Source organism: Streptomyces sp. NBC_01233 (assembly GCF_035989305.1).
Lineage (GTDB): Bacteria > Actinomycetota > Actinomycetes > Streptomycetales > Streptomycetaceae > Streptomyces.
This window is the reverse complement of record NZ_CP108514.1, coordinates 6,675,162-6,693,235: the sequence shown is the minus strand read 5'-3', so window position 1 is coordinate 6,693,235 and position 18,074 is coordinate 6,675,162. Positions and strand designations below refer to the sequence as shown.

Below are 18,074 nucleotides of genomic sequence, written 5' to 3'. Positions count from 1 at the left end.
ACTCCCTACAGGGCTCTACTTCGGTTGTGCCTTCTTGCGGCGGTTGCCGACCATCTGGCCGACGAGGACCACCAGCACCGCGATGACGAACATCGCCGTGCCGATGACGTTGATCTGCACAGGCGTACCGCGCTGGGCCGATCCCCACACGAACATGGGGAAGGTGACGGTGTTGCCCGAGTTGAAGTTGGTGATGATGAAGTCGTCGAACGAGAGCGCGAAGGAGAGCAGCGCGCCCGCCGCGATGCCGGGGGCCGCGATCGGCAGGGTGACCCGTACGAAGGTTTGCACCGGGCCCGCGTAGAGGTCCCGGGCGGCCTCCTCCAGGCGCGGGTCCATGGACAGGACACGCGCCTTGACGGCGGCGACGACGAAGCTGAGGCAGAACATGATGTGGGCGATCAGAATCGTCCAGAAGCCCAGCTGGATGCCCATGTTCAGGAAGAGCGCGAGCAGCGAGGCCGCCATCACGATCTCCGGCATGGCCATGGGCAGGAAGATCAGCGAGTTGACCGCGCTGCGTCCCCGGAAGCGGTAGCGGACCATCGCGAAGGCTATGGCGGTGCCCAGGGCGGTCGCGGCGAGGGTGGACCACAGCGCGATCTGGAGCGACAGCGAGAGCGAGCCGCACATGTCGGCGACCCCGCAGGGGTCCTTCCACGCGTCGAGCGAGAACTCCTGCCAGGCGTAGTTGAACCGCCCGGTGGGGTTGTTGAAGGAGAAGACGGTGACGACGACGTTCGGCAGGATCATGTACGCGAGCGTGCCGAGGCCCGCGATGACGACCAGATTGCGCCGGAGCCAGGTGAGGGGAGTGCGCATCAGACCAGGTCCTCCGTCCCCGCTCGGCGGATGTAGATGGTGACCATGATCAGCACGATGGCCATGAGGATGAACGACAGCGCGGCCGCCGTCGGGTAGTCGAGGATCCGCAGGTACTGCGACTGGATGACGTTGCCGATCATCCGGGTGTCCGTGGAGCCGAGCAGTTCGGCGTTGACGTAGTCGCCGCTCGCCGGGATGAAGGTGAGCAGGGTCCCGGAGACCACGCCCGGCATGGAGAGCGGGAAGGTCACCTTCCGGAAGACCGTGGCGGGGTGGGCGTAGAGGTCCCCGGCCGCCTCGTGGAGGCGGGTGTCGATGCGCTCCAGCGAGGAGTACAGCGGCAGGATCATGAAGGGGAGGAAGTTGTACGTCAGACCGCAGACGACCGCGAGCGGCGTGGCCAGCACCCGGTCCCCCTCGGTCATGCCGAGCCAGCTGGTGACGTCGAGGAAGCCGATGCTGTTGAGGACGGCGACCACGGGGCCGCCGTCGGCCAGGATCGTCTTCCAGGCCAGCGTGCGGATCAGGAAGCTGGTGAAGAAGGGGGCGATGACCAGGACCAGCAGCAGGTTGCGCCAGCGGCCCGCCTTGAAGGCGATCAGATAGGCCAGCGGATACCCGAGCAGCAGGCACAGCGCCGTCGCGGTGCCGGCGTACAGCAGGGAGCGCAGGAACTGCGGGTAGTACTCGGTGAGCGCGTCCCAGTACGTCCGGAAGTGCCAGGTGACCTGGAAGCCCTCTTCGAGGGAGCCGGTCTGCACCGAGGTGGAGGCCTGGTAGATCATCGGCAGCACGAAGAAGACCAGCAGCCACAGGATGCCCGGGAGCAGCAGCCAGTACGGGATCAGCCGCTTGCGCACGGACGGCTTGTGCACCGGGGGTTCGGCGGAGGCGGGCGCCTGGGGCGGCGCTGTGTCCGTGGCGGCGCTGGTCACGCGATCTCCTCGACGGTCTCGATGCCCGCGTCGATGTCCTGGGCGGCGTCGAGGCCGAAGCTGTGCTCCGGGTTCCAGTGCAGGATCACCTCGGCGCCCGGGACCAGGCGGGCGTCCCGCTCGATGTTCTGGGCGTACACCTCCAGCTCGGGGCAGACCTGGCTGTCGATCACGTACTGGGTGGAGACGCCGATGAAGGAGGAGTTCGCTATGCGGCCCGGGACCTTGTTGCGGCCGGCCGCGATGGTGTGCTCCTCGTCGGCGTGGACCAGGGAGATCTTCTCCGGGCGCACGCCGACCAGCAGCTTTCCGCCGGCGCGGGGCGTGGTCGAACATCGGGCGGCGGGCAGCCGGAGGGTGGTGCCGGAGGCCGAGACGACGACATCGGACCCGGCGGACTCCACGTTCGCCTCGATGAGGTTCGAGGTGCCGAGGAAGTTGGCGACGAAGGTGGTGCCCGGGTTCTCGTACAGCTCGGCGGGGGCGCCCAGCTGCTCGACGCGGCCGCCGTTCATCACGGCGACCGTGTCGGCCATGGTCATGGCCTCCTCCTGGTCGTGCGTAACGTGCACGAAGGTGATGCCGACCTCGGTCTGGATCCGCTTGAGCTCCAGCTGCATCTGGCGGCGCAGCTTGAGGTCGAGGGCGCCGAGCGGCTCGTCGAGGAGCAGCACCTGCGGGTGGTTGATCAGGGCTCGGGCGACGGCGACGCGCTGCTGCTGGCCGCCGGAGAGCTGGTGCGGCTTGCGCTGGGCGAACTGACCGAGCTGGACGAGCTCCAGCATCTCGTCGACCTGCTTCTTGACCGACTTGATGCCGCGGCGGCGCAGCCCGAAGGCGATGTTCTCGTAGATGTTCAGGTGCGGGAACAGCGCGTAGCTCTGGAAGACCGTGTTGACCGGGCGCTTGTACGGCGGCAGGTCGGTGACCTCCCGGTCGCCGAGGTGGACCGTGCCGGTGGAGGGCTCCTCCAGGCCGGCGATCATGCGCAGGGTGGTGGTCTTCCCGCATCCCGAGGCGCCGAGCAGGGCGAAGAAGGAGCCCTGGGGGATGGTGAGATCCAGCGGGTGCACGGCGGTGAAGGTGCCGTAGTGCTTGCTGATCCCGGAGAGGCGGACGTCGCCGCCCGCGGTCTTGTCAGTCATGAAGGGGTCCCGGGGGTGGGTGGGCGGAGCGGGCAAGGGAGGGGTTCGCGGCGGGCGCGTACGGCTACGCGCCGATGAGCTTGGCGAACTTCTCTTCGTACGCGGTCTCTTCCTCGCTGGAGAGGGAGCGGAAGGCGTGGGCCTTGGCGGCCATCGCCTTGTCCGGGACGATCAGGGGGTTGTCCGCGAGTTCGGGATCGATCTTGGCCAGCTCGTCCTTGACGCCCTCGACCGGGCACACGTAGCTGATGAAGGCGGCCAGCTGGGCGGCGATCGGGGGCTCGTAGTAGAAGTCGATGAGCTTCTCCGCGTTGGCCTTGTGCCGGGCCTTGGCGGGGACCAGGAGGTTGTCGCTGGAGGTGATGTATCCCGGTGCGGGGATGGCGTACTTGATGTCCGGGTTGCCGGCCTGCAGCTGGATGATGTCGCCGGCCCAGGCGAGACAGGCGGCGAGGTCGCCCTTGTCGAGGTCCGCCGTGTAGTCGTTGCCGGTGAAGCGGCGGATCTGGTTGGTGTCCACGCCCTTCTGGAGCCGGCCTATCGCCCCGTCGAAGTCCGCCGTGGTGAAGGCGGCCGGGTCCTTGCCCTGGTCGAGCAGGGTCATGCCGACGCTGTCGCGCATCTCGGTGAGGAAGCCGACGCGGCCCTTGAGGGTGGGGTCGTCGAGCATCTGGGTGACCGAGTCGACCTTCTTGCCGCCCGTCGCCTTCTCGTTGTAGGCGATGACGGTGTCGATGCCGGTCCACGGGTAGCTGTACGCCCGTCCCGGGTCCCAGTCCGGGGTGCGGAACTGCGGGATCAGGTTGGCGTAGGCGTGCGGGAGGTGCGAGGGGTCCAGCCGCTGCGCCCACCCGAGCCGGATGATGCGGGCGGCGAGCCAGTCGGTGACGACGATCAGGTCGCGGCCGGTGTCCTGGCCTGCCGCGAGCTGCGGCCTGATCTTGCCGAAGAACTCGACGTTGTCGTTGATGTCCTCGGTGTACTTGACCTTGATCCCGGTCCGCTTGGTGAACTCCTCCAGGGTCGGACGGCTCTTCTCGTCCTCGCTGGTGTCCATGTACTCGGTCCAGTTGGAGAACTGGATCTCCTTCTCCCCGGCCGAGTGGTCGTCGGAGGCCACCGCCGTGTCGCCCTCGCGCTTGGCGGGCGGGATGCCGCACCCGGCGAGGGCGGCCAGGCCGCCGAGGGTGAGCGCTCCTACTCCGGAGGCGCGCAGCAGCGAACGGCGGGTGAGGGCGCCGCGCCCACTGGTGAGGCTGCGCCGCATCGCGGCGAGTTGCACCGCCGAGAGGCGGTCGGGCTCGAACTGCTCCATGCGCTGTGCCCTTTCGGGAGGTGTACCGCTGGTCGGGCGGTGGTCTCTTATCGGTCCCCGAAGATAGTGCGGTGCCAGTCCTTCGCGGCCACCGCCGTGTTGTCGAACATCACGTGCTTGACCTGCGTGTACTCCTCGAAGGAGTAGGCGGACATGTCCTTTCCGAAGCCGCTGGCCTTGTAGCCCCCGTGGGGCATCTCGCTGATGATCGGGATGTGGTCGTTGACCCAGACGCAGCCCGCCTGGATCTCACGGGTGGCGCGGTTCGCCCGGTAGAGGTCGCGGCTCCAGGCCGAGGCCGCGAGTCCGTACGGGGTGTCGTTGGCCAGCGCGATGCCCTCTTCGTCGGTGTCGAAGGGCAGGACCACGAGGACCGGACCGAAGATCTCGGACTGGACCACCTCGCTGTCCTGGGCGGCGCCGGCGATGAGGGTGGGCCGGTAGTACGCGCCGTCGGCCAGCTCGCCCGCCGGGATCTCGCCGCCGGTGACGACGGTGGCGTAGGCACGGGCCCGCTCGACGAAACCGGCGACCCGGTCGCGCTGGGCGTGCGAGACCAGCGGGCCGAGGTCGGTGGTGGGCGCGAAGGGGTCGCCGAGGCGCACGGTCTCCATCAGCTCGGCCACCCTGGCGACGAAGGCGTCGTGGAGGGGGCGCTGGACGTAGGCGCGGGTGGCGGCGGTGCAGTCCTGGCCGGTGTTGATGAGGGAGGCGGCGACGGCGCCGTGCGCGGCGGCCCCCAGGTCGGCGTCGTCGAAGACGAGGAAGGGGGCCTTGCCGCCGAGCTCCAGGTGGAGGCGCTTGACGGTGGCGGTGGCGATCTCCGCGACGCGCTTGCCGACGGCGGTGGAGCCGGTGAAGGAGGTCATCACCACGTCGGGGTGGCCGACCAGGTGCTCACCGGCCACGCGGCCGGCGCCGGTGACGATGTTGATCACACCGTCGGGCAGGCCCGCCTCCTTGGCCGCCTGCGCGAACATCAGGGAGGTCAGCGGGGTGAGCTCGGCGGGCTTGAGGACGATCGTGTTGCCCGCGGCGATCGCCGGGAGGATCTTCCAGGCGGCCATCTGGAGCGGATAGTTCCAGGGCGCGATGGAGCCGACGACCCCGATGGCCTCGCGGCGCACGTAGGAGGTGTGGTCGCCGGAGTACTCGCCGGCGGCCTGCCCCTGGAGGTGGCGGGCGGCTCCCGCGAAGAAGGCGGTGTTGTCGATGGTCCCCGGCACGTCGAACTCCGTGGACAGCTTGATCGGCTTGCCGCACTGCAGGGACTCGGCGTACGCGAAGTCCTCCGCCTGCTCGGCCAGCACGGCGGCCAGCCGGTGCAGGGCGTCCGAACGCTCGCCGGGGGTGGCGCCGGACCATCCCGGGAAGGCACGCCCGGCGGCGGCGACCGCCTCGTCGACGTCCGCGGTACTCGCCAGTTCGTAGGTGAGGACCTCGTCGCCGGTCGCCGGATCGACCACCGTGTGTGACTGCCCGGAGGTACCGGGCCTGAGCTGCCCGTCGATGTACTGCGCGCCGTCTGCGAAGCGGTCCTTGACCTGGAAGCGGTTGCCCATCACGCTCTCACGCTCTCCGTAGCTACAGTTCGAGCTACAGCTCGAATTGAGTGCCGATCCTGACAGAGGTGGTGCCCTCGGCCAAGTGATTCCGTTGTTTCCTTTTGATTACGCGACGGAATCGGTCGACCATGTGTCGAGGCACACCGGAAATCCCGTACGAAGTGTCAGTGGCGACTGCCAGACTCGCGTGCATGGAGATGATCGAGGACCTGATCAAGCAGGTCAGCCGCGGTGAACGGGTGAAGTACCTGCCGTTCTGGGGGCACCGGCCGCTGCCGGACGGGAGGCTCGGACCGAGCTGCCTGAGCCAGTGGTGGCCCTCGGCTTTCACTGTCGGTGACGTCCGATATGCCACGGCCGAGCACTGGATGATGGCCGGCAAGGCCAGGCTGTTCGGGGACGCCGAGGGTGAGCGGGCCGCGCTGGAGGCGAAGAGTCCGGCGGCCGCGAAGAAGGCCGGGCGGCTCGTGCGCGGCTTCGACGACGCGATATGGAAGCGGGAGCGCTTCGCCCTGGTCGTGGAGGGCAGCCTGCACAAGTTCGGCTCCGATCCGGCGCTGCGCTCGTACCTGCTGGGCACCGGGAACCGGGTGCTGGTGGAGGCGAGCCCGATGGACCGGATCTGGGGCATCGGGCTCGCGGCCGACGACGAGCGCGCCCTGGACCCGGCCCGCTGGCGCGGGCTGAACCTGCTGGGGTTCGCCCTGATGGAGGCCCGGCAGCGGCTGCGCGAGGACGGCGCGTGACGGAGCGGCGCCGGGTCGCCGCGATCATCGTCCGCGACGGCTGCGTGCTGATGGTCCGCGAGCGCGGCAGGGGGGCCACGGCCCGGCACGACGGGCCGGAGTACTGGACCCTGCCCGGCGGCGGTCTGGAGGAGGGCGAGGAGCCCGAGGAGGCGGTCCGGCGGGAGGTGGCCGAGGAGACCGGCCTGCACGCCCTGGGCGTGCGGTACGCGTACGACACGCCCTACCCCTCGGGCTGGACCTCCTGCTTCCGCGTGGACGTGGCGCCCGGCGAGCCGGTCCTGGGCGTCGACGCGGACCTGGAGTGCGACTGCCCCCGGATGGTCGGGCTCATCTGGGTCCCGCTCTCGCGCGGTACGGACGGCAAGTCGGTCATGGTGCCCACACTGCTCAGTAATTGCGTGGTGGATCCCGGCCCCGCCGCCTAACGTGTTCCTCGTCCAGGTGCGAAGGCGAGACCTACTTCGACTCATAATCGGGCGGTCGCGGGTTCGAGTCCCGTCACCGGCTTCGGGCCGGTGTAGCTCAGCTGGCAGAGCACCTTGTGGTTTCGCCGGCCTTGTTCTCTGGACACCTACGTCACGCACCTCCCGGTGCGCAGGCAGCGGCTCCTTCTTTTGCAAAGAAACCCAGGCCGCCGCCACCTTGATCTCGGGAGGCCCGCGTGGGGGATGCCCGGTGCGCAGGCGACGGCTACTTCTGGGGACCCGGAGGTCGTGGGTTCGAATCCCACCCGGCTCGTCACCCGCAAGGGAACGGGCTGGTGGAGCAGTCAGGCAGCTCGCCGGGCATAAAAGTCCGCCGCCGATTCCCGATCTCGGGCATCCCTCACGCAACGCCTCCCCGCTTCCATCGAATTCGGGGGGATTCTCATGGCTCGCTTCAACCTGCGCGCGTCCAAGTCGGCGCCCGCCGCGCCCACTTCGCCGGTTCGCTCGACCGGCCGCGCCCGCACCGCTCAGGGCGGCCCCGGCCACCTGCGCGATCCGCGCTCCGAGCTGTTCCTGCTCGCCGTCGCCAACTTCGTGACGCAGCGCACCGCGTACGAGAGCGGCGAGGCCCGCGACGACCGCTTCGCCGCGCTCGTGCGCACCCTCGCCGTCGAGGATCCCGCGTGGACGGCCGGCCTGCTGGGCTGGCTCCGCGGGGACGCGAACATGCGCACCGCCTCGCTCGTCGGCGCCGCCGAGTACGTCAAGGCCCGGCTCGACGCGGGCGCCACCGACGGGCCTTCGAACCGGCAGGTCGTGGATCGCGTACTGCGGCGCGCGGACGAGCCCGGTGAGCTGCTGGGCTACTGGACGGCGACGTACGGGCGCACCGTGCCCAAGCCCGTCAAGCGCGGCATCGCCGACGCCGTACGGCGGCTCTACTCGGGCACTTCGCTGCTGAAGTACGACACGGACTCCAAGGCCTTCCGCTTCGGTGACGTCCTCAACCTCGTGCACGCGTCCCCCGACCCGGCCAAGCCCTGGCAGGGCGAGCTGTTCCGCTACGCCCTCGACCGCCGCCACAACCCGGACGACGCGCAGGTCCCGGCCGGCAACCGCACCCTCGCCGCCCACCGGGCGCTGATGGAGCTGCCGGTCTCCGAGCGGCGTGGAGTGGTCCTCGCCCCCGACGGCGCGGAGCGCCTCGCGGCGGCGGGCATGACCTGGGAGGCACTGGCCGGCTGGCTGCAGGGCCCGATGGACGCGGCCGCCTGGGAGGCGGTCATCCCGTCCATGGGTGCGATGGCGCTGCTGCGCAACCTGCGCAACTTCGACCAGGCCGGGGTCTCGGACGCGGTGGCCGCGCAGGTCTCGGCGAGGATCTCCGACCCGGAGGTCGTCGCCCGGTCCCGCCAGTTCCCCTTCCGCTACCTGGCCGCCTATCAGCACGCCCCCTCGCTGCGCTGGGCGTACCCCCTGGAGCAGGCGCTCGGCCACTCGCTCGCCAACGTACCGGCACTGCCGGGCCGGACGCTGGTGCTCGTCGACCGGTCCGGGTCGATGTGGTCCCCGCTGTCGGACCGCTCGAAGCTCAACCGGGCGGATGCGGCGGCCGTGTTCGGGTCGGCGGTGGCGCTGCGGGCGGAGCAGGCCGACCTCGTGCAGTTCGGCTCGACCAGCAAGGCGGTCCCGTATGCGCGGGGCGAGTCCGTGCTGAAGCTGCTGGAGCGCTTCGAGGACCTCGGCGGAACCTGTACGGCCCAGGCCGTGAAGCAGCACTACCGGGACCACGACCGGGTGCTGATCGTCACCGACGAGCAGGCCGGCTCCTTCGGCTACAGCGGCGATCCGACGGTGGAGGTGCCGTCCGCGGTACCCGTCTACACGTGGAACCTGGCGGGCTACCGGGTCGGGCACGCGCCCTCCGGCGGCGGGAACCGGCACACCTTCGGAGGGCTCACCGACGGGGCCTTCCGGATGGTGTCCCTGATCGAGGACGGCCGGAACGCGGACTGGCCCTGGGCCTCTTGAGGCGGTCCGGTGACCTGGGTCAGACCTTCTCGTGGACCTGGGAGTTGTCGTAGGGGCTGTCGTACGACGGAGACTCTTCGAGCGGCCCCAGGTCCATGAAACTGGCGAACACGGCCGCGAGCATCAGCCCGCCCAGCACGATGCCGATGACGCCCAGGATGATGCCCGCGAGCGCCACCCCGCCGTTGTCGGCCTCGCCGCGGTTCGCCTTGCCCTTGCCCAGGGCGCCGAAGACGACCGCCCCGATCCCGAGCGCCACGCCTATGAAGCTCAGGAAGCAGCCGACGACCGAGATGATGCCGAGGACGAGCGCGGTGATGCCGAAGCCGTTGCTCGGCTGAGGCCCGTACGGGGCGTACGGCGCGTACGAGCCGTGGCCCGGGTACCCCTGCGGGCCCGGGAATCCCTGGTACCCGGGGGGGCCGGGGTAGCCCGTATCGCCGGGGTACCCGTAGCCGGGCTGGACCGGATATCCGTACGCCGCGGACGCGGGTCCGGCCGGTGGCGCGGCCTGGGCGGGCGTCGGTGTCGGGGCGGTCGGGGGCAGCTGGTCTCCCGGCATCCCCGCGAGCGTCGGCTGGTCGTGCACGGACGGCGGACCCGACACGCCTGGCGTGCCGTGCGCGTCGGGCGCGCCCTGCGACTTGCCCAGCTCCACCGCGGGTCGCTCCGGCGGTGCCCACGGGTCTCGCGGCTCGGGACTGCTGTCAGTCATGCGGTGCCCCCCTCTCGTACAGCCATGCTAAGCGCTGCCACCGACAGTCACGGGCCTGCCTACGATGAATCCCGACCTGCCCGCACCCGCGTCCTCCCGGAGGCAACCCCATGACCGACCTGCACCCTTTCATCGCGGGGCTGCCCAAAGCCGAACTCCACGTCCACCACGTCGGCTCGGCATCCCCGCGCATCGTGGCCGAGCTCGCCTCCCGGCACCCCGACTCCAAGGTCCCCACCGACCCCGAGGCCCTCGCCGACTACTTCACCTTCACCGACTTCGCCCACTTCATCGAGGTCTACCTGTCGGTCGTCGACCTCGTCCGCACCCCGGACGACGTGCGCACCCTCACCTTCGAAGTCGCCCGCGACATGGCCCGGCAGAACATCCGGTACGCCGAGCTGACCATCACCCCGTACTCCTCCACCCGCCGCGGCATCGACGAGCGGGCCTTCATGGAGGCCATCGAGGACGCCCGCAAGGCCGCCGAGGCCGAACTCGGCGTCATCCTGCGCTGGTGCTTCGACATCCCCGGCGAGGCCGGCCTCGAAGCCGCCGCCGAGACCGCCCGGCTCGCCGTCGAACTGCGTCCCGAGGGCCTGGTCTCCTTCGGTCTGGGCGGGCCCGAGATCGGCGTCCCGCGCCCGCAGTTCAAGCCGTACTTCGACGCGGCCCGCGCCGCCGGCCTGCACAGCGTGCCGCACGCCGGCGAGACCACCGGCCCGGAGACCGTCTGGGACGCCATCCGCGACCTGGGCGCCGAGCGCATCGGCCACGGCACCAGCTCCACGCAGGACCCAGAGCTCCTCGCGTACCTCGCCGAGCACCGCATCGCGCTGGAGGTCTGCCCGACCTCCAACATCGCCACCCGCGCGGTCACCGACCTCGACCGGCACCCCGTCAAGGAGATGGTCGCGGCGGGCGTGCTCGTCACCATCAACAGCGACGACCCGCCGATGTTCGGCTCCGACCTCAACAACGAGTACGCGGTGGCCGCGCGCCTCCTCGACCTCGACGAGCGGGGGCTCGCGCAGCTCGCCAAGAACGCCGTCGAGGCCTCCTTCCTGGACCCGGCCGGCAAGGCGAAGATCACAGCGGAGATCGACGCGTACACCGCCGAATGGCTGGCGCGCTGACGTCCAATTGACGTCCGCGGCACGGAGAATGGGGCCATGCCTACCCTGACTGCCGTCGGCCACCGCGGCGATCCCTACCGTGTCCGTGAGAACACCCTGCCCTCGATCCGCTCCGCCTTCGCCCGCGGGGCGGACGCGGTCGAGATCGACGTACGGCTGACCCGCGACGGGGTGCCGGTCCTGCTCCACGACGAGACGCTCCAACGGCTGTGGGGCCATGACGTCCGCCTCGACGACGTCACTGCCCCGCAGCTCAAGGAGCTGACGCAGGACGGCGTTCCCACCCTGCGCGACGCCCTGATGGCCGCCGGGGCCGGGCGGCTGATGCTCGACCTCCCGGGCGCCACACCCGAGTCGGTACGCACCGTGGTGGGCCTCGTCCGCGAGTGCGGGGCCCGCGAGCGGACGTACTACTGCGCAGGCCCGAACTCGATGCTGGCGGTCCGCGCGGCCGATCCGGGCGCGGAGATCGCGCTGACCTGGACCACGCTGTCGCCGCCGCGGCGGGTGCTGATCGACGCCGTGGCCCCGCGCTGGCTCAACTACCGTTTCGGGCTGGTGAGCCGGGAGCTGACGGACGCGCTCCACCGGGACGGCCTGCTGGTCTCGGCCTGGACCGCGGACACCAGGCGGACGATGAAGTCGCTCGTCAAGGCGGGGGTCGACGCGGTCACCACGAACCGGATGGACGTTCTGGCGCGGGTACGGGCCGAGTCCGGACGGTGATGCGCGAGCTGACCGGCCGGTTGCGGCGCGCCAACCCCTGGGCCGTGGACCTGGGTCTGACGCTGCTGGTGCAGCTGGCCGTCACGATGCCGTTCGTGCTGCCGCGGGAGGCCGGGCTGCCGCCGGTGACCTGGGCGTCGTACGCGATGACCACGGCTGCGGTGGTACCGCTGGTGTGGCGGCGGCGCCGTCCGGTCGCCGTACTGGTGGTGATCCTGCTCGTGGGCGGTGTGTACAAGGTGACGCTCGACGGACCGGGTCAGCCGCTGCCGTACGCCGGGCTGATCGCCGCCTACACGGTCGCCCTGCTGTGTCCGGCGCGCGTGCGGGCGGCGGTCGCGGTGATCACGGTGGTGGCCGTCGCCGCATCGGTGGAGCTGGAGACCGGTTCGGCCAGAGAGCTGTCCTTCACCCTGTTCTGCGCGGGCGCCGCATACGCCCTCGGCCGGCTCCAGTTCACCCGGCAGGCCTACACCGCGGCCGTCGAGGACCGCGCGGCTCAGCTGGAACGGGCCAACCGGATCGAGGCCGAGCAGGCCGTGGCGCGTGAACGGGCCAGGATCGCGAGGGAGATGCACGACATCCTCTCCCATGCGGTCAGCATCATGATCGTGCAGGCGGAGGCCGGTCCGGTGGCGGTACGGCGTGCTCCGGAACGGGCCGAGGCCGCCTTCGAGGCCATCTCGGAGACCGGCCGGGACGCCATGGTGCAGCTGCGCGCGATGCTCGGGGTGCTCCGGGAGGACGGCCCGGCCCCGCGCGAGCCGCAGCCGGGGGTGGCTGCGCTGCCCGTGCTGCTGGACCGGATACGGCTCGGCGGGCCCGAAGTGACGTACGAAGAGACGGGCGTGAACCGCCCGCTGCCCGCTGCGGTCGACACGACGGTCTACCGGGTGGTGCAGGAAGCCCTGACGAACGTCGTGAAGCACGCCGCGGCTCGGCGGGTGACGGTGTGCCTGGACTACGCGCCCGAGGCATTGGCGATCACGATCACGGACGACGGGCGGGGCCCGCTGGGCGGCGCGGGGGGCGGACACGGCCTGGTCGGCATCCGGGAACGTGCGGCCGCGCACGGGGGAACCGCGCGGACGGGTCCGGGACCGGGCGGCCGGGGGTTCCGCGTGGCAGTGGACCTAGTAACGTCCCGTGCGGAGGTGGGACGTTGACGATCCGTGTGGTGGTGGCCGACGACCAGGAGCTGGTGCGCAGCGGGTTCGCGATGATCCTGGACGTCCAGGAGGACATCGAGGTCGTGGCGGAGGTGGGGGACGGCGCGGCGGCGGTGGAGGCGGTGGCCCGGCTCGCTCCGGACGTGGCGCTGCTGGACATCCGGATGCCGGTGCTGGACGGGATCGAGGCGTGCCGGGCGATCTCGGCGCGGAGCGCGTGCCGGACGGTGATGCTGACGACCTTCGATTCGGACGAGTACGTGTACGAGGCGCTGCACGCGGGGGCGAGCGGGTTCCTGCTGAAGGACGTGCGGCGGGACGATCTGGTGCACGCGGTACGGGTGGTGGCGGCGGGCGAGTCCCTACTGGCGCCTTCGGTGGCGCGGCGGCTGATCGAGGAGTACACGGCGGCGGCGGTACGGCCCTCCCTTCCGGCGGACCGGCTGGAGGTACTGACGGCGCGGGAACGGGAGACGCTGCTGCACCTGGGGCGGGGCCTGTCGAACGCGGAGATCGCGGTGTCGCTGGTGGTGAGCGAGCACACGGTGAAGTCGCACGTGGGGAACGTGCTGGCGAAGCTGGGGCTGCGGGACCGGATCCAGGCGGTGATCTGCGCGTACGAGACGGGCCTGATCGCGGCGGGTACTCCCTCTGGGGAGTGAGGGGACGGCGTGTCGCCTCCCCCGCGCCGGGTAGTTGTCGTACCGGTGAAGACCCCTCTTGATGGTGATCCGCGACTACCCCTCTGACCTGGAGCATTGAGGTCATCGGGGCAGACGGCCCCGATGCCTCACAGGGGGAGCACACCACCATGAACGCACGTACGCGCACGCTGATCGCCGCCGCTCTGGTCCTGGGGATCGCGTCCGGCCCGGCCGTCGCCCACGCCGCGCCGGCCCCGAATCCTGCTCCGCTCTCCTCCGCGAGGGTCGCGCCGGTGATTTCGACGCCGCCCGACGCTGCGGCGCTGGAGAAGGCGATCGCCGGTCTCGGCCCGGAGCACGGGGATGCGACCGCCGCGCTGGTCCGGGTGGGCGGCAAGAGCGGTGCCTGGCAGGGGAGTTCCGGTGTCGCCGATGTCCGTACGGGGCGCGCGGCGCTGGAGCAGGGCCGGTTCCGGGCGGGGTCGGTGACCAAGACGTTCACCTCGGCGGTGGTGCTCCAGCTGGCGGCCGAGGGCCGGCTGGATCTGAACAGGCCGGTGCGGCAGTATCTGCCCGGCACGGTCCCCGAGGGGTACGGGACGGTCACCGTCCGGCAGTTGCTGAACCACACCAGCGGCATACCGGCCGCCGACGGACCGGGGAACGGCTTCGAGGAGCAGTGGGAGCACCGCTTCGATGTCACCGACCCGCACGATCAGGTGGCCAACGCCTTTGCGAAGAAGTCCGAGTTCACCCCGGGCACGTCCCAGCACTACCTGAACATCAACTACACGGTGCTGGGCGTGCTCATCGAGAGGGTGACGGGCACTTCGTACGAGGAGGCGGTCGCCCGGCGGATCCTGAAGCCGCTGGGTCTGCGTCAGACCTCGTTCCCGGCGCGGACGCAGACGAAGATCCATGGGCCGCACAATCGGGGCTACCAGGCGACGGTGGGGGCGGACGGCTCCCGGGAGCTGCGGGACGTGACCGAGTGGAATTCCTCGGACCGGTGGGCGGCGGGGGACATCATCTCGACCACGGCGGACCTGGAGCGGTTCACCATAGCCCTGTTCGCCGGACGGATCGTGCCGAGGGCCCAGCTGGAGGAGATGTTCACGGTGCCGGCGGTGAAGGACTTCGTGAGCGGGAAGGACGCCGCGCTGACGGCGGGGATGTCCAAGATCGTCCTGCCCGACGGCACGGTGGCCTGGGGCAAGACGGGCGGCCGCCACGGCTGCAACACCGCGATCGGCGGCACCCGCGACCTGTCCCGCACGCTCGTGTACTCGGTGAACGCCACCGACGCCAAGGGCCAGGACATGAACAAGGTGGCACTCGGCATCGTCATAGCGGCCTTCGCTAAGCGGGCATCGCCTCAAGGCGCTTGATCATGCGGCGGAGCACCAGCAGGGGGATGACCCCGAAGACGCCGAACGCCATGTCGATGACGCTCCACCAGAGGGGGATGCCCCGGATCGGGCCGCAGATCAGGGCCAGGGGTATCACTCCGGCGCAGGCGATCATGCCGGCTTCGACGATCCAGATGTTGCGGACCGGGTCGCGGTGGACGCCGTAGAAGAAGACGGCGATGACGAGGTGGGCGAAGGCGAGCCAGTCGGTTCCGTAGAGGAGGAAGGGGTAGGCGGCATCGGCCTGGTCCAGCCCGTCGCCCACCCGCCGCAACCAGTCGTTGTCCACGAGGGAGTTGGCCCAGTGGAGTTCGGTGACCAGGGGGAAGGCGGTGAGGCCGCTGAGTACCAGGCAGATGAGGAACAGGGTCAACCAGGCACGGATCCGCCGCTGAAGGGCGCTTCTCTCGCTCATGGGAGTAAGCCTACGGACATTTCTGAACACGTTCAGCCGCATTGATGAACGTGTTCAATTCCGTGGCCGGACCGTGATCAAAGTCCGACGATCGCGTTCCAGCGCTTGGCGAGGGAGCGGCGCTCGGCCGAGGAGATGTCCCGGGCCACCACGAGCCGCTTGCGCATCTCGTCGTCCGGGAAGATCAGCGGGTTCTCGGCCAGTTCGGCGGTCTCCTTGTCGTCGGAGCCGGCCAGGACCTCCCGGGCGGCCGGGACCGGGCAGACGTAGTTGACGGAGGCCGCCAGCGACGCGGCCACCGCCGGGTCGTAGTAGTAGTCGATGAGGGCCTCGGCATTGGCCTTGTGGCGGGCCAGGTTGGGGACGAGCAGGCTCTCCGCCCAGAGTTCGGCCCCCTCCTCGGGGACCACGAACTCGATGTCCGGGTTGTCGGCCTGCAGTTGGATGGCGTCACCGGAGTAGGCCTGGCAGGCGAGGACATCGCCCTTGCTCAGATCGGAGGTGTAGTCGTTGCCGGTGAAGCGGCGGATGTGCTTCTTCTTCACCATGCTCTCGACCTGGTCGCACATCCGGTGGAAGTCGGACTCGGTCCAGCGGGTGACGTCCACGCCGTTGCCCTGCATCAGCAGGGAGAAGGACTCGTCGAGGCCGGAGAAGAGGGTGACCCGGCCCGCCAGGTCCGGGTGCCACAGGTCCCTGACCGACTTGATCTCCCGGCCCAGGGCCTTGCGGTTGTAGGCGATGCCGGTGATCCCCGACTGCCAGGGGACCGTGCGAAGCCGGCCCTCGTCGAAGGCGGGGGAACGCAGTTGCGGGTCGAGGTGCCTGGCCACGTTGGGCTGCACCGAGCGGTCCAGCTTCTGGGCCCAGCCCAGGTGGACGAAGCGGGCGGCCATCCAGTCGCTGACCACGACCAGGTCGTGACCGGTCTCCTGGCGGTTCATCAGGGCCGGGCTGACCTTGCCGAAGAACTCGTCGTTGTCGTTGATCTCCTCGGTGTACCGGACCTCGATGCCGGTCCGCTCCGAGAAGGCCTCCAGCGTCGGCCGGCGCTCCTCGTCCTCCTCGTCGGTGTCGATGTAGAGCGGCCAGTTGGAGAAGGCGACGCTCCGGTCCCGCTCGGACCGGTCCGGGCCCGTACGCCGTTCCTCGGGAACGTGGGCGGCGGGCACGCCGCAGCCGGCGAGGGCGGCCGACAGGCCCGCGGCACCGAGGCCGCACAGCGCCGCACGGCGGGAGAAGGCGAGTTCAGGCATGGGCTCAGCCTCGGGGAACGCGGAAGGGCGGGCAATAGACATGTTGTCTACTGCCCGCCCCGTCAACGCTGTGCTGTGCTGTGATCGATGCGACCGGTCAGCCGCCGAGCGAGGTCATCACGTGCTTGATGCGCGTGTAGTCCTCGAAGCCGTAGGCGGAGAGGTCCTTGCCGTAGCCGGACTTCTTGAAGCCGCCGTGCGGCATCTCGGCGACCAGCGGGATGTGGGTGTTGATCCACACGCAGCCGAAGTCGAGGTTCTTGGACATCCGCATCGCGCGGCCGTGGTCCTTGGTCCACACGGAGGAGGCGAGGGCGAACTCGACGCCGTTCGCGTACTCCAGGGCCTGGGCCTCGTCCGTGAAGGACTGGACGGTGATGACGGGGCCGAAGACCTCGTTCTGGATGATCTCGTCGTCCTGCTTGAGTCCGGAGACCACGGTCGGGGCGTAGAAGAAGCCCTTGTCGCCGACCTGGTGGCCACCCGCCTCGACCTTGGCGTGGGCGGGGAGGCGCTCGATGAAGCCCGCGACCTGCTTGAGCTGGTTCGGGTTGTTCAGCGGGCCGTACAGCACGTCCTCGTCGTCCGGCTGACCGGTCTTCGTGTCGGTCGCGGCCTTGGCGAGCGCGGCCACGAACTCGTCGTGGATGGACTCGTGCACGAGCACGCGGGTGGCGGCGGTGCAGTCCTGGCCGGCGTTGAAGTAACCGGCGACCGCGATGTCCTCGACGGCCTTGGGGATGTCGGCGTCCTCGAAGACCACGACCGGGGCCTTGCCGCCGAGCTCCAGGTGGACGCGCTTGACGTCCTTGGAGGCGCTCTCGGCGACCTGCATGCCCGCGCGCACCGAACCGGTGATGGAAGCCATCGCCGGGGTGGAGTGCTCGACCATGGCCTTGCCGGTCTCGCGGTCGCCGCAGACGACGTTGAAGACGCCCTTGGGCAGGACCGAGTCGATGATCTCCGCCATCAGGACGGTGGAGGCCGGGGTGGTGTCCGAGGGCTTGAGCACGACGGTGTTGCCCGCCGCGATGGCCGGGGCGAACTTCCACACGGCCATCATCATCGGGTAGTTCCACGGCGCGACCTGGGCGCAGACGCCGACCGGCTCACGGCGGATGATCGAGGTCATCCCCTCCATGTACTCGCCGGCCGAGCGGCCCTCCAGCAGGCGGGCGGCGCCCGCGAAGAAGCGGATCTGGTCCACCATCGGCGGCAGCTCCTCGCTGGCCGTGAGGCCCAGCGGCTTGCCGGTGTTCTCCGACTCCGCGGCGACGAGCTCGTCCGCGCGCGCCTCGAAGGCGTCCGCGATCTTCAGCAGCGCCTTCTGCCGCGCGGCGGGGGTGGTGTCGCGCCAGCCCGGGAAGGCCGCCGCGGCGGCGGCCATGGCGGCGTCGACGTCGGCCTGGCCCGAGAGCGGAGCCGTGGCGTACACCTCGCCGGTGGCCGGGTTGACCACCTCGGTGGTCCGCCCGTCGGCGGCGTCCTTGAACTCCCCGCCGATGTAGTTGCGCAGACGACGCAGTTCGGTGGTCACTACAGCCACACTCCTGATCACATGTCCAATGGTTGAGACGATTACCAAGCCTAGCCCCTCGGCAGAGGCTTTCG

The 18,074-nt window shown here is 70.1% G+C and carries 17 protein-coding genes; 8 read left to right on the top strand and 9 right to left on the bottom strand.

Features of this window, described 5'->3' with window-relative positions; translation table 11 throughout:
• Nucleotides 1-15 precede the first annotated feature (15 nt).
• The 5 genes from OG332_RS32000 to OG332_RS31980 form a co-directional block, all read right to left on the bottom strand.
• A complete protein-coding gene (locus OG332_RS32000; protein WP_327416703.1) occupies nt 16-822 on the bottom strand; it encodes an ABC transporter permease in 807 nt (268 codons plus the stop codon).
• On the bottom strand, nt 822-1,760 hold the full coding sequence (locus OG332_RS31995; protein WP_442816241.1) for an ABC transporter permease: 939 nt from the start codon (nt 1,758-1,760) through the stop codon (nt 822-824). Before OG332_RS31995 ends, OG332_RS32000 begins: the two co-directional genes overlap by 1 nt.
• On the bottom strand, nt 1,757-2,905 hold the full coding sequence (locus OG332_RS31990) for an ABC transporter ATP-binding protein (RefSeq protein ID WP_327416702.1): 1,149 nt from the start codon (nt 2,903-2,905) through the stop codon (nt 1,757-1,759). Before OG332_RS31990 ends, OG332_RS31995 begins: the two co-directional genes overlap by 4 nt.
• Nucleotides 2,906-2,969: 64 nt before the next feature.
• Nucleotides 2,970-4,220, bottom strand: coding sequence for a polyamine ABC transporter substrate-binding protein (locus OG332_RS31985; RefSeq protein ID WP_327416701.1), 1,251 nt, complete (start codon nt 4,218-4,220; stop codon nt 2,970-2,972).
• 47 nt (nt 4,221-4,267) lie between these two features.
• Complete coding sequence (locus tag OG332_RS31980; protein ID WP_327419444.1) at nt 4,268-5,782, bottom strand: gamma-aminobutyraldehyde dehydrogenase; 1,515 nt, start codon at nt 5,780-5,782, stop codon at nt 4,268-4,270.
• 194 nt (nt 5,783-5,976) lie between these two features.
• Here OG332_RS31980 and OG332_RS31975 point away from each other — a divergent pair, with 194 nt between their 5' ends.
• The 3 genes from OG332_RS31975 (at nt 5,977) to OG332_RS31965 (ending at nt 8,993) form a co-directional block, all read left to right on the top strand.
• Nucleotides 5,977-6,531 (top strand): NADAR family protein, encoded by a 555-nt coding sequence (locus OG332_RS31975; RefSeq protein WP_327416700.1) that lies wholly within the window; start codon nt 5,977-5,979, stop codon nt 6,529-6,531.
• On the top strand, nt 6,528-6,959 hold the full coding sequence (locus tag OG332_RS31970) for an NUDIX domain-containing protein (protein WP_327416699.1): 432 nt from the start codon (nt 6,528-6,530) through the stop codon (nt 6,957-6,959). Before OG332_RS31975 ends, OG332_RS31970 begins: the two co-directional genes overlap by 4 nt.
• A gap of 444 nt (nt 6,960-7,403) precedes the next feature.
• Complete coding sequence (locus OG332_RS31965; protein ID WP_327416698.1) at nt 7,404-8,993, top strand: TROVE domain-containing protein; 1,590 nt, start codon at nt 7,404-7,406, stop codon at nt 8,991-8,993.
• 19 nt (nt 8,994-9,012) lie between these two features.
• Here the strand turns inward: OG332_RS31965 and OG332_RS31960 are convergent, their stop codons facing one another.
• Nucleotides 9,013-9,708: a DUF4190 domain-containing protein gene (locus tag OG332_RS31960; protein WP_327416697.1), complete on the bottom strand. Its 696-nt coding sequence runs from the start codon at nt 9,706-9,708 to the stop codon at nt 9,013-9,015.
• A gap of 110 nt (nt 9,709-9,818) precedes the next feature.
• On the opposite strand from OG332_RS31960, the gene OG332_RS31955 reads away from it, so the two are divergent.
• The 5 genes from OG332_RS31955 to OG332_RS31935 all read left to right on the top strand — a co-directional run bounded on the left by OG332_RS31955 (nt 9,819) and on the right by OG332_RS31935 (nt 14,771).
• A complete protein-coding gene (locus tag OG332_RS31955) occupies nt 9,819-10,844 on the top strand; it encodes an adenosine deaminase (RefSeq protein WP_327416696.1) in 1,026 nt (341 codons plus the stop codon).
• A 36-nt stretch (nt 10,845-10,880) separates the two neighbouring features.
• Nucleotides 10,881-11,570: a glycerophosphodiester phosphodiesterase gene (locus OG332_RS31950; protein WP_327416695.1), complete on the top strand. Its 690-nt coding sequence runs from the start codon at nt 10,881-10,883 to the stop codon at nt 11,568-11,570.
• Entirely contained in the window at nt 11,570-12,736 is a 1,167-nt protein-coding gene (locus OG332_RS31945) for a sensor histidine kinase (RefSeq protein WP_327416694.1), read from the top strand. The genes OG332_RS31950 and OG332_RS31945 overlap by 1 nt, the downstream gene beginning before the upstream one ends.
• Nucleotides 12,733-13,401, top strand: a complete 669-nt coding sequence (locus tag OG332_RS31940) for a response regulator transcription factor (RefSeq protein ID WP_327416693.1) — start codon at nt 12,733-12,735, stop codon at nt 13,399-13,401. The genes OG332_RS31945 and OG332_RS31940 overlap by 4 nt, the downstream gene beginning before the upstream one ends.
• Before the next feature lie 149 nt (nt 13,402-13,550).
• Nucleotides 13,551-14,771 (top strand): serine hydrolase domain-containing protein, encoded by a 1,221-nt coding sequence (locus OG332_RS31935; protein WP_327416692.1) that lies wholly within the window; start codon nt 13,551-13,553, stop codon nt 14,769-14,771.
• On the opposite strand, the gene OG332_RS31930 is transcribed toward OG332_RS31935, so the two are convergent.
• The 3 genes from OG332_RS31930 to OG332_RS31920 form a co-directional block, all read right to left on the bottom strand.
• On the bottom strand, nt 14,743-15,207 hold the full coding sequence (locus OG332_RS31930; protein ID WP_327416691.1) for a hypothetical protein: 465 nt from the start codon (nt 15,205-15,207) through the stop codon (nt 14,743-14,745). The genes OG332_RS31935 and OG332_RS31930 overlap by 29 nt on opposite strands.
• A gap of 77 nt (nt 15,208-15,284) precedes the next feature.
• Nucleotides 15,285-16,463, bottom strand: coding sequence for a polyamine ABC transporter substrate-binding protein (locus tag OG332_RS31925; RefSeq protein WP_327416690.1), 1,179 nt, complete (start codon nt 16,461-16,463; stop codon nt 15,285-15,287).
• A 97-nt stretch (nt 16,464-16,560) separates the two neighbouring features.
• Nucleotides 16,561-18,000, bottom strand: a complete 1,440-nt coding sequence (locus OG332_RS31920) for a gamma-aminobutyraldehyde dehydrogenase (protein WP_327416689.1) — start codon at nt 17,998-18,000, stop codon at nt 16,561-16,563.
• Nucleotides 18,001-18,074 lie beyond the last annotated feature (74 nt).

Coding starts and splice junctions, on each gene's coding strand:
- OG332_RS31985 (WP_327416701.1), bottom strand. CDS start 4,220: ATGGAGCAGTTCGAGCCCGACCGCCTCTCGGCGGTGCAACTCGCCGCG.
- OG332_RS31925 (WP_327416690.1), bottom strand. CDS start 16,463: ATGCCTGAACTCGCCTTCTCCCGCCGTGCGGCGCTGTGCGGCCTCGGT.
- OG332_RS31930 (WP_327416691.1), bottom strand. CDS start 15,207: ATGAGCGAGAGAAGCGCCCTTCAGCGGCGGATCCGTGCCTGGTTGACC.
- OG332_RS31975 (WP_327416700.1), top strand. CDS start 5,977: ATGGAGATGATCGAGGACCTGATCAAGCAGGTCAGCCGCGGTGAACGG.
- OG332_RS31935 (WP_327416692.1), top strand. CDS start 13,551: ATGAACGCACGTACGCGCACGCTGATCGCCGCCGCTCTGGTCCTGGGG.
- OG332_RS31990 (WP_327416702.1), bottom strand. CDS start 2,905: ATGACTGACAAGACCGCGGGCGGCGACGTCCGCCTCTCCGGGATCAGC.
- OG332_RS31955 (WP_327416696.1), top strand. CDS start 9,819: ATGACCGACCTGCACCCTTTCATCGCGGGGCTGCCCAAAGCCGAACTC.
- OG332_RS31950 (WP_327416695.1), top strand. CDS start 10,881: ATGCCTACCCTGACTGCCGTCGGCCACCGCGGCGATCCCTACCGTGTC.
- OG332_RS31945 (WP_327416694.1), top strand. CDS start 11,570: ATGCGCGAGCTGACCGGCCGGTTGCGGCGCGCCAACCCCTGGGCCGTG.
- OG332_RS31965 (WP_327416698.1), top strand. CDS start 7,404: ATGGCTCGCTTCAACCTGCGCGCGTCCAAGTCGGCGCCCGCCGCGCCC.
- OG332_RS32000 (WP_327416703.1), bottom strand. CDS start 822: ATGCGCACTCCCCTCACCTGGCTCCGGCGCAATCTGGTCGTCATCGCG.
- OG332_RS31960 (WP_327416697.1), bottom strand. CDS start 9,708: ATGACTGACAGCAGTCCCGAGCCGCGAGACCCGTGGGCACCGCCGGAG.
- OG332_RS31980 (WP_327419444.1), bottom strand. CDS start 5,782: ATGGGCAACCGCTTCCAGGTCAAGGACCGCTTCGCAGACGGCGCGCAG.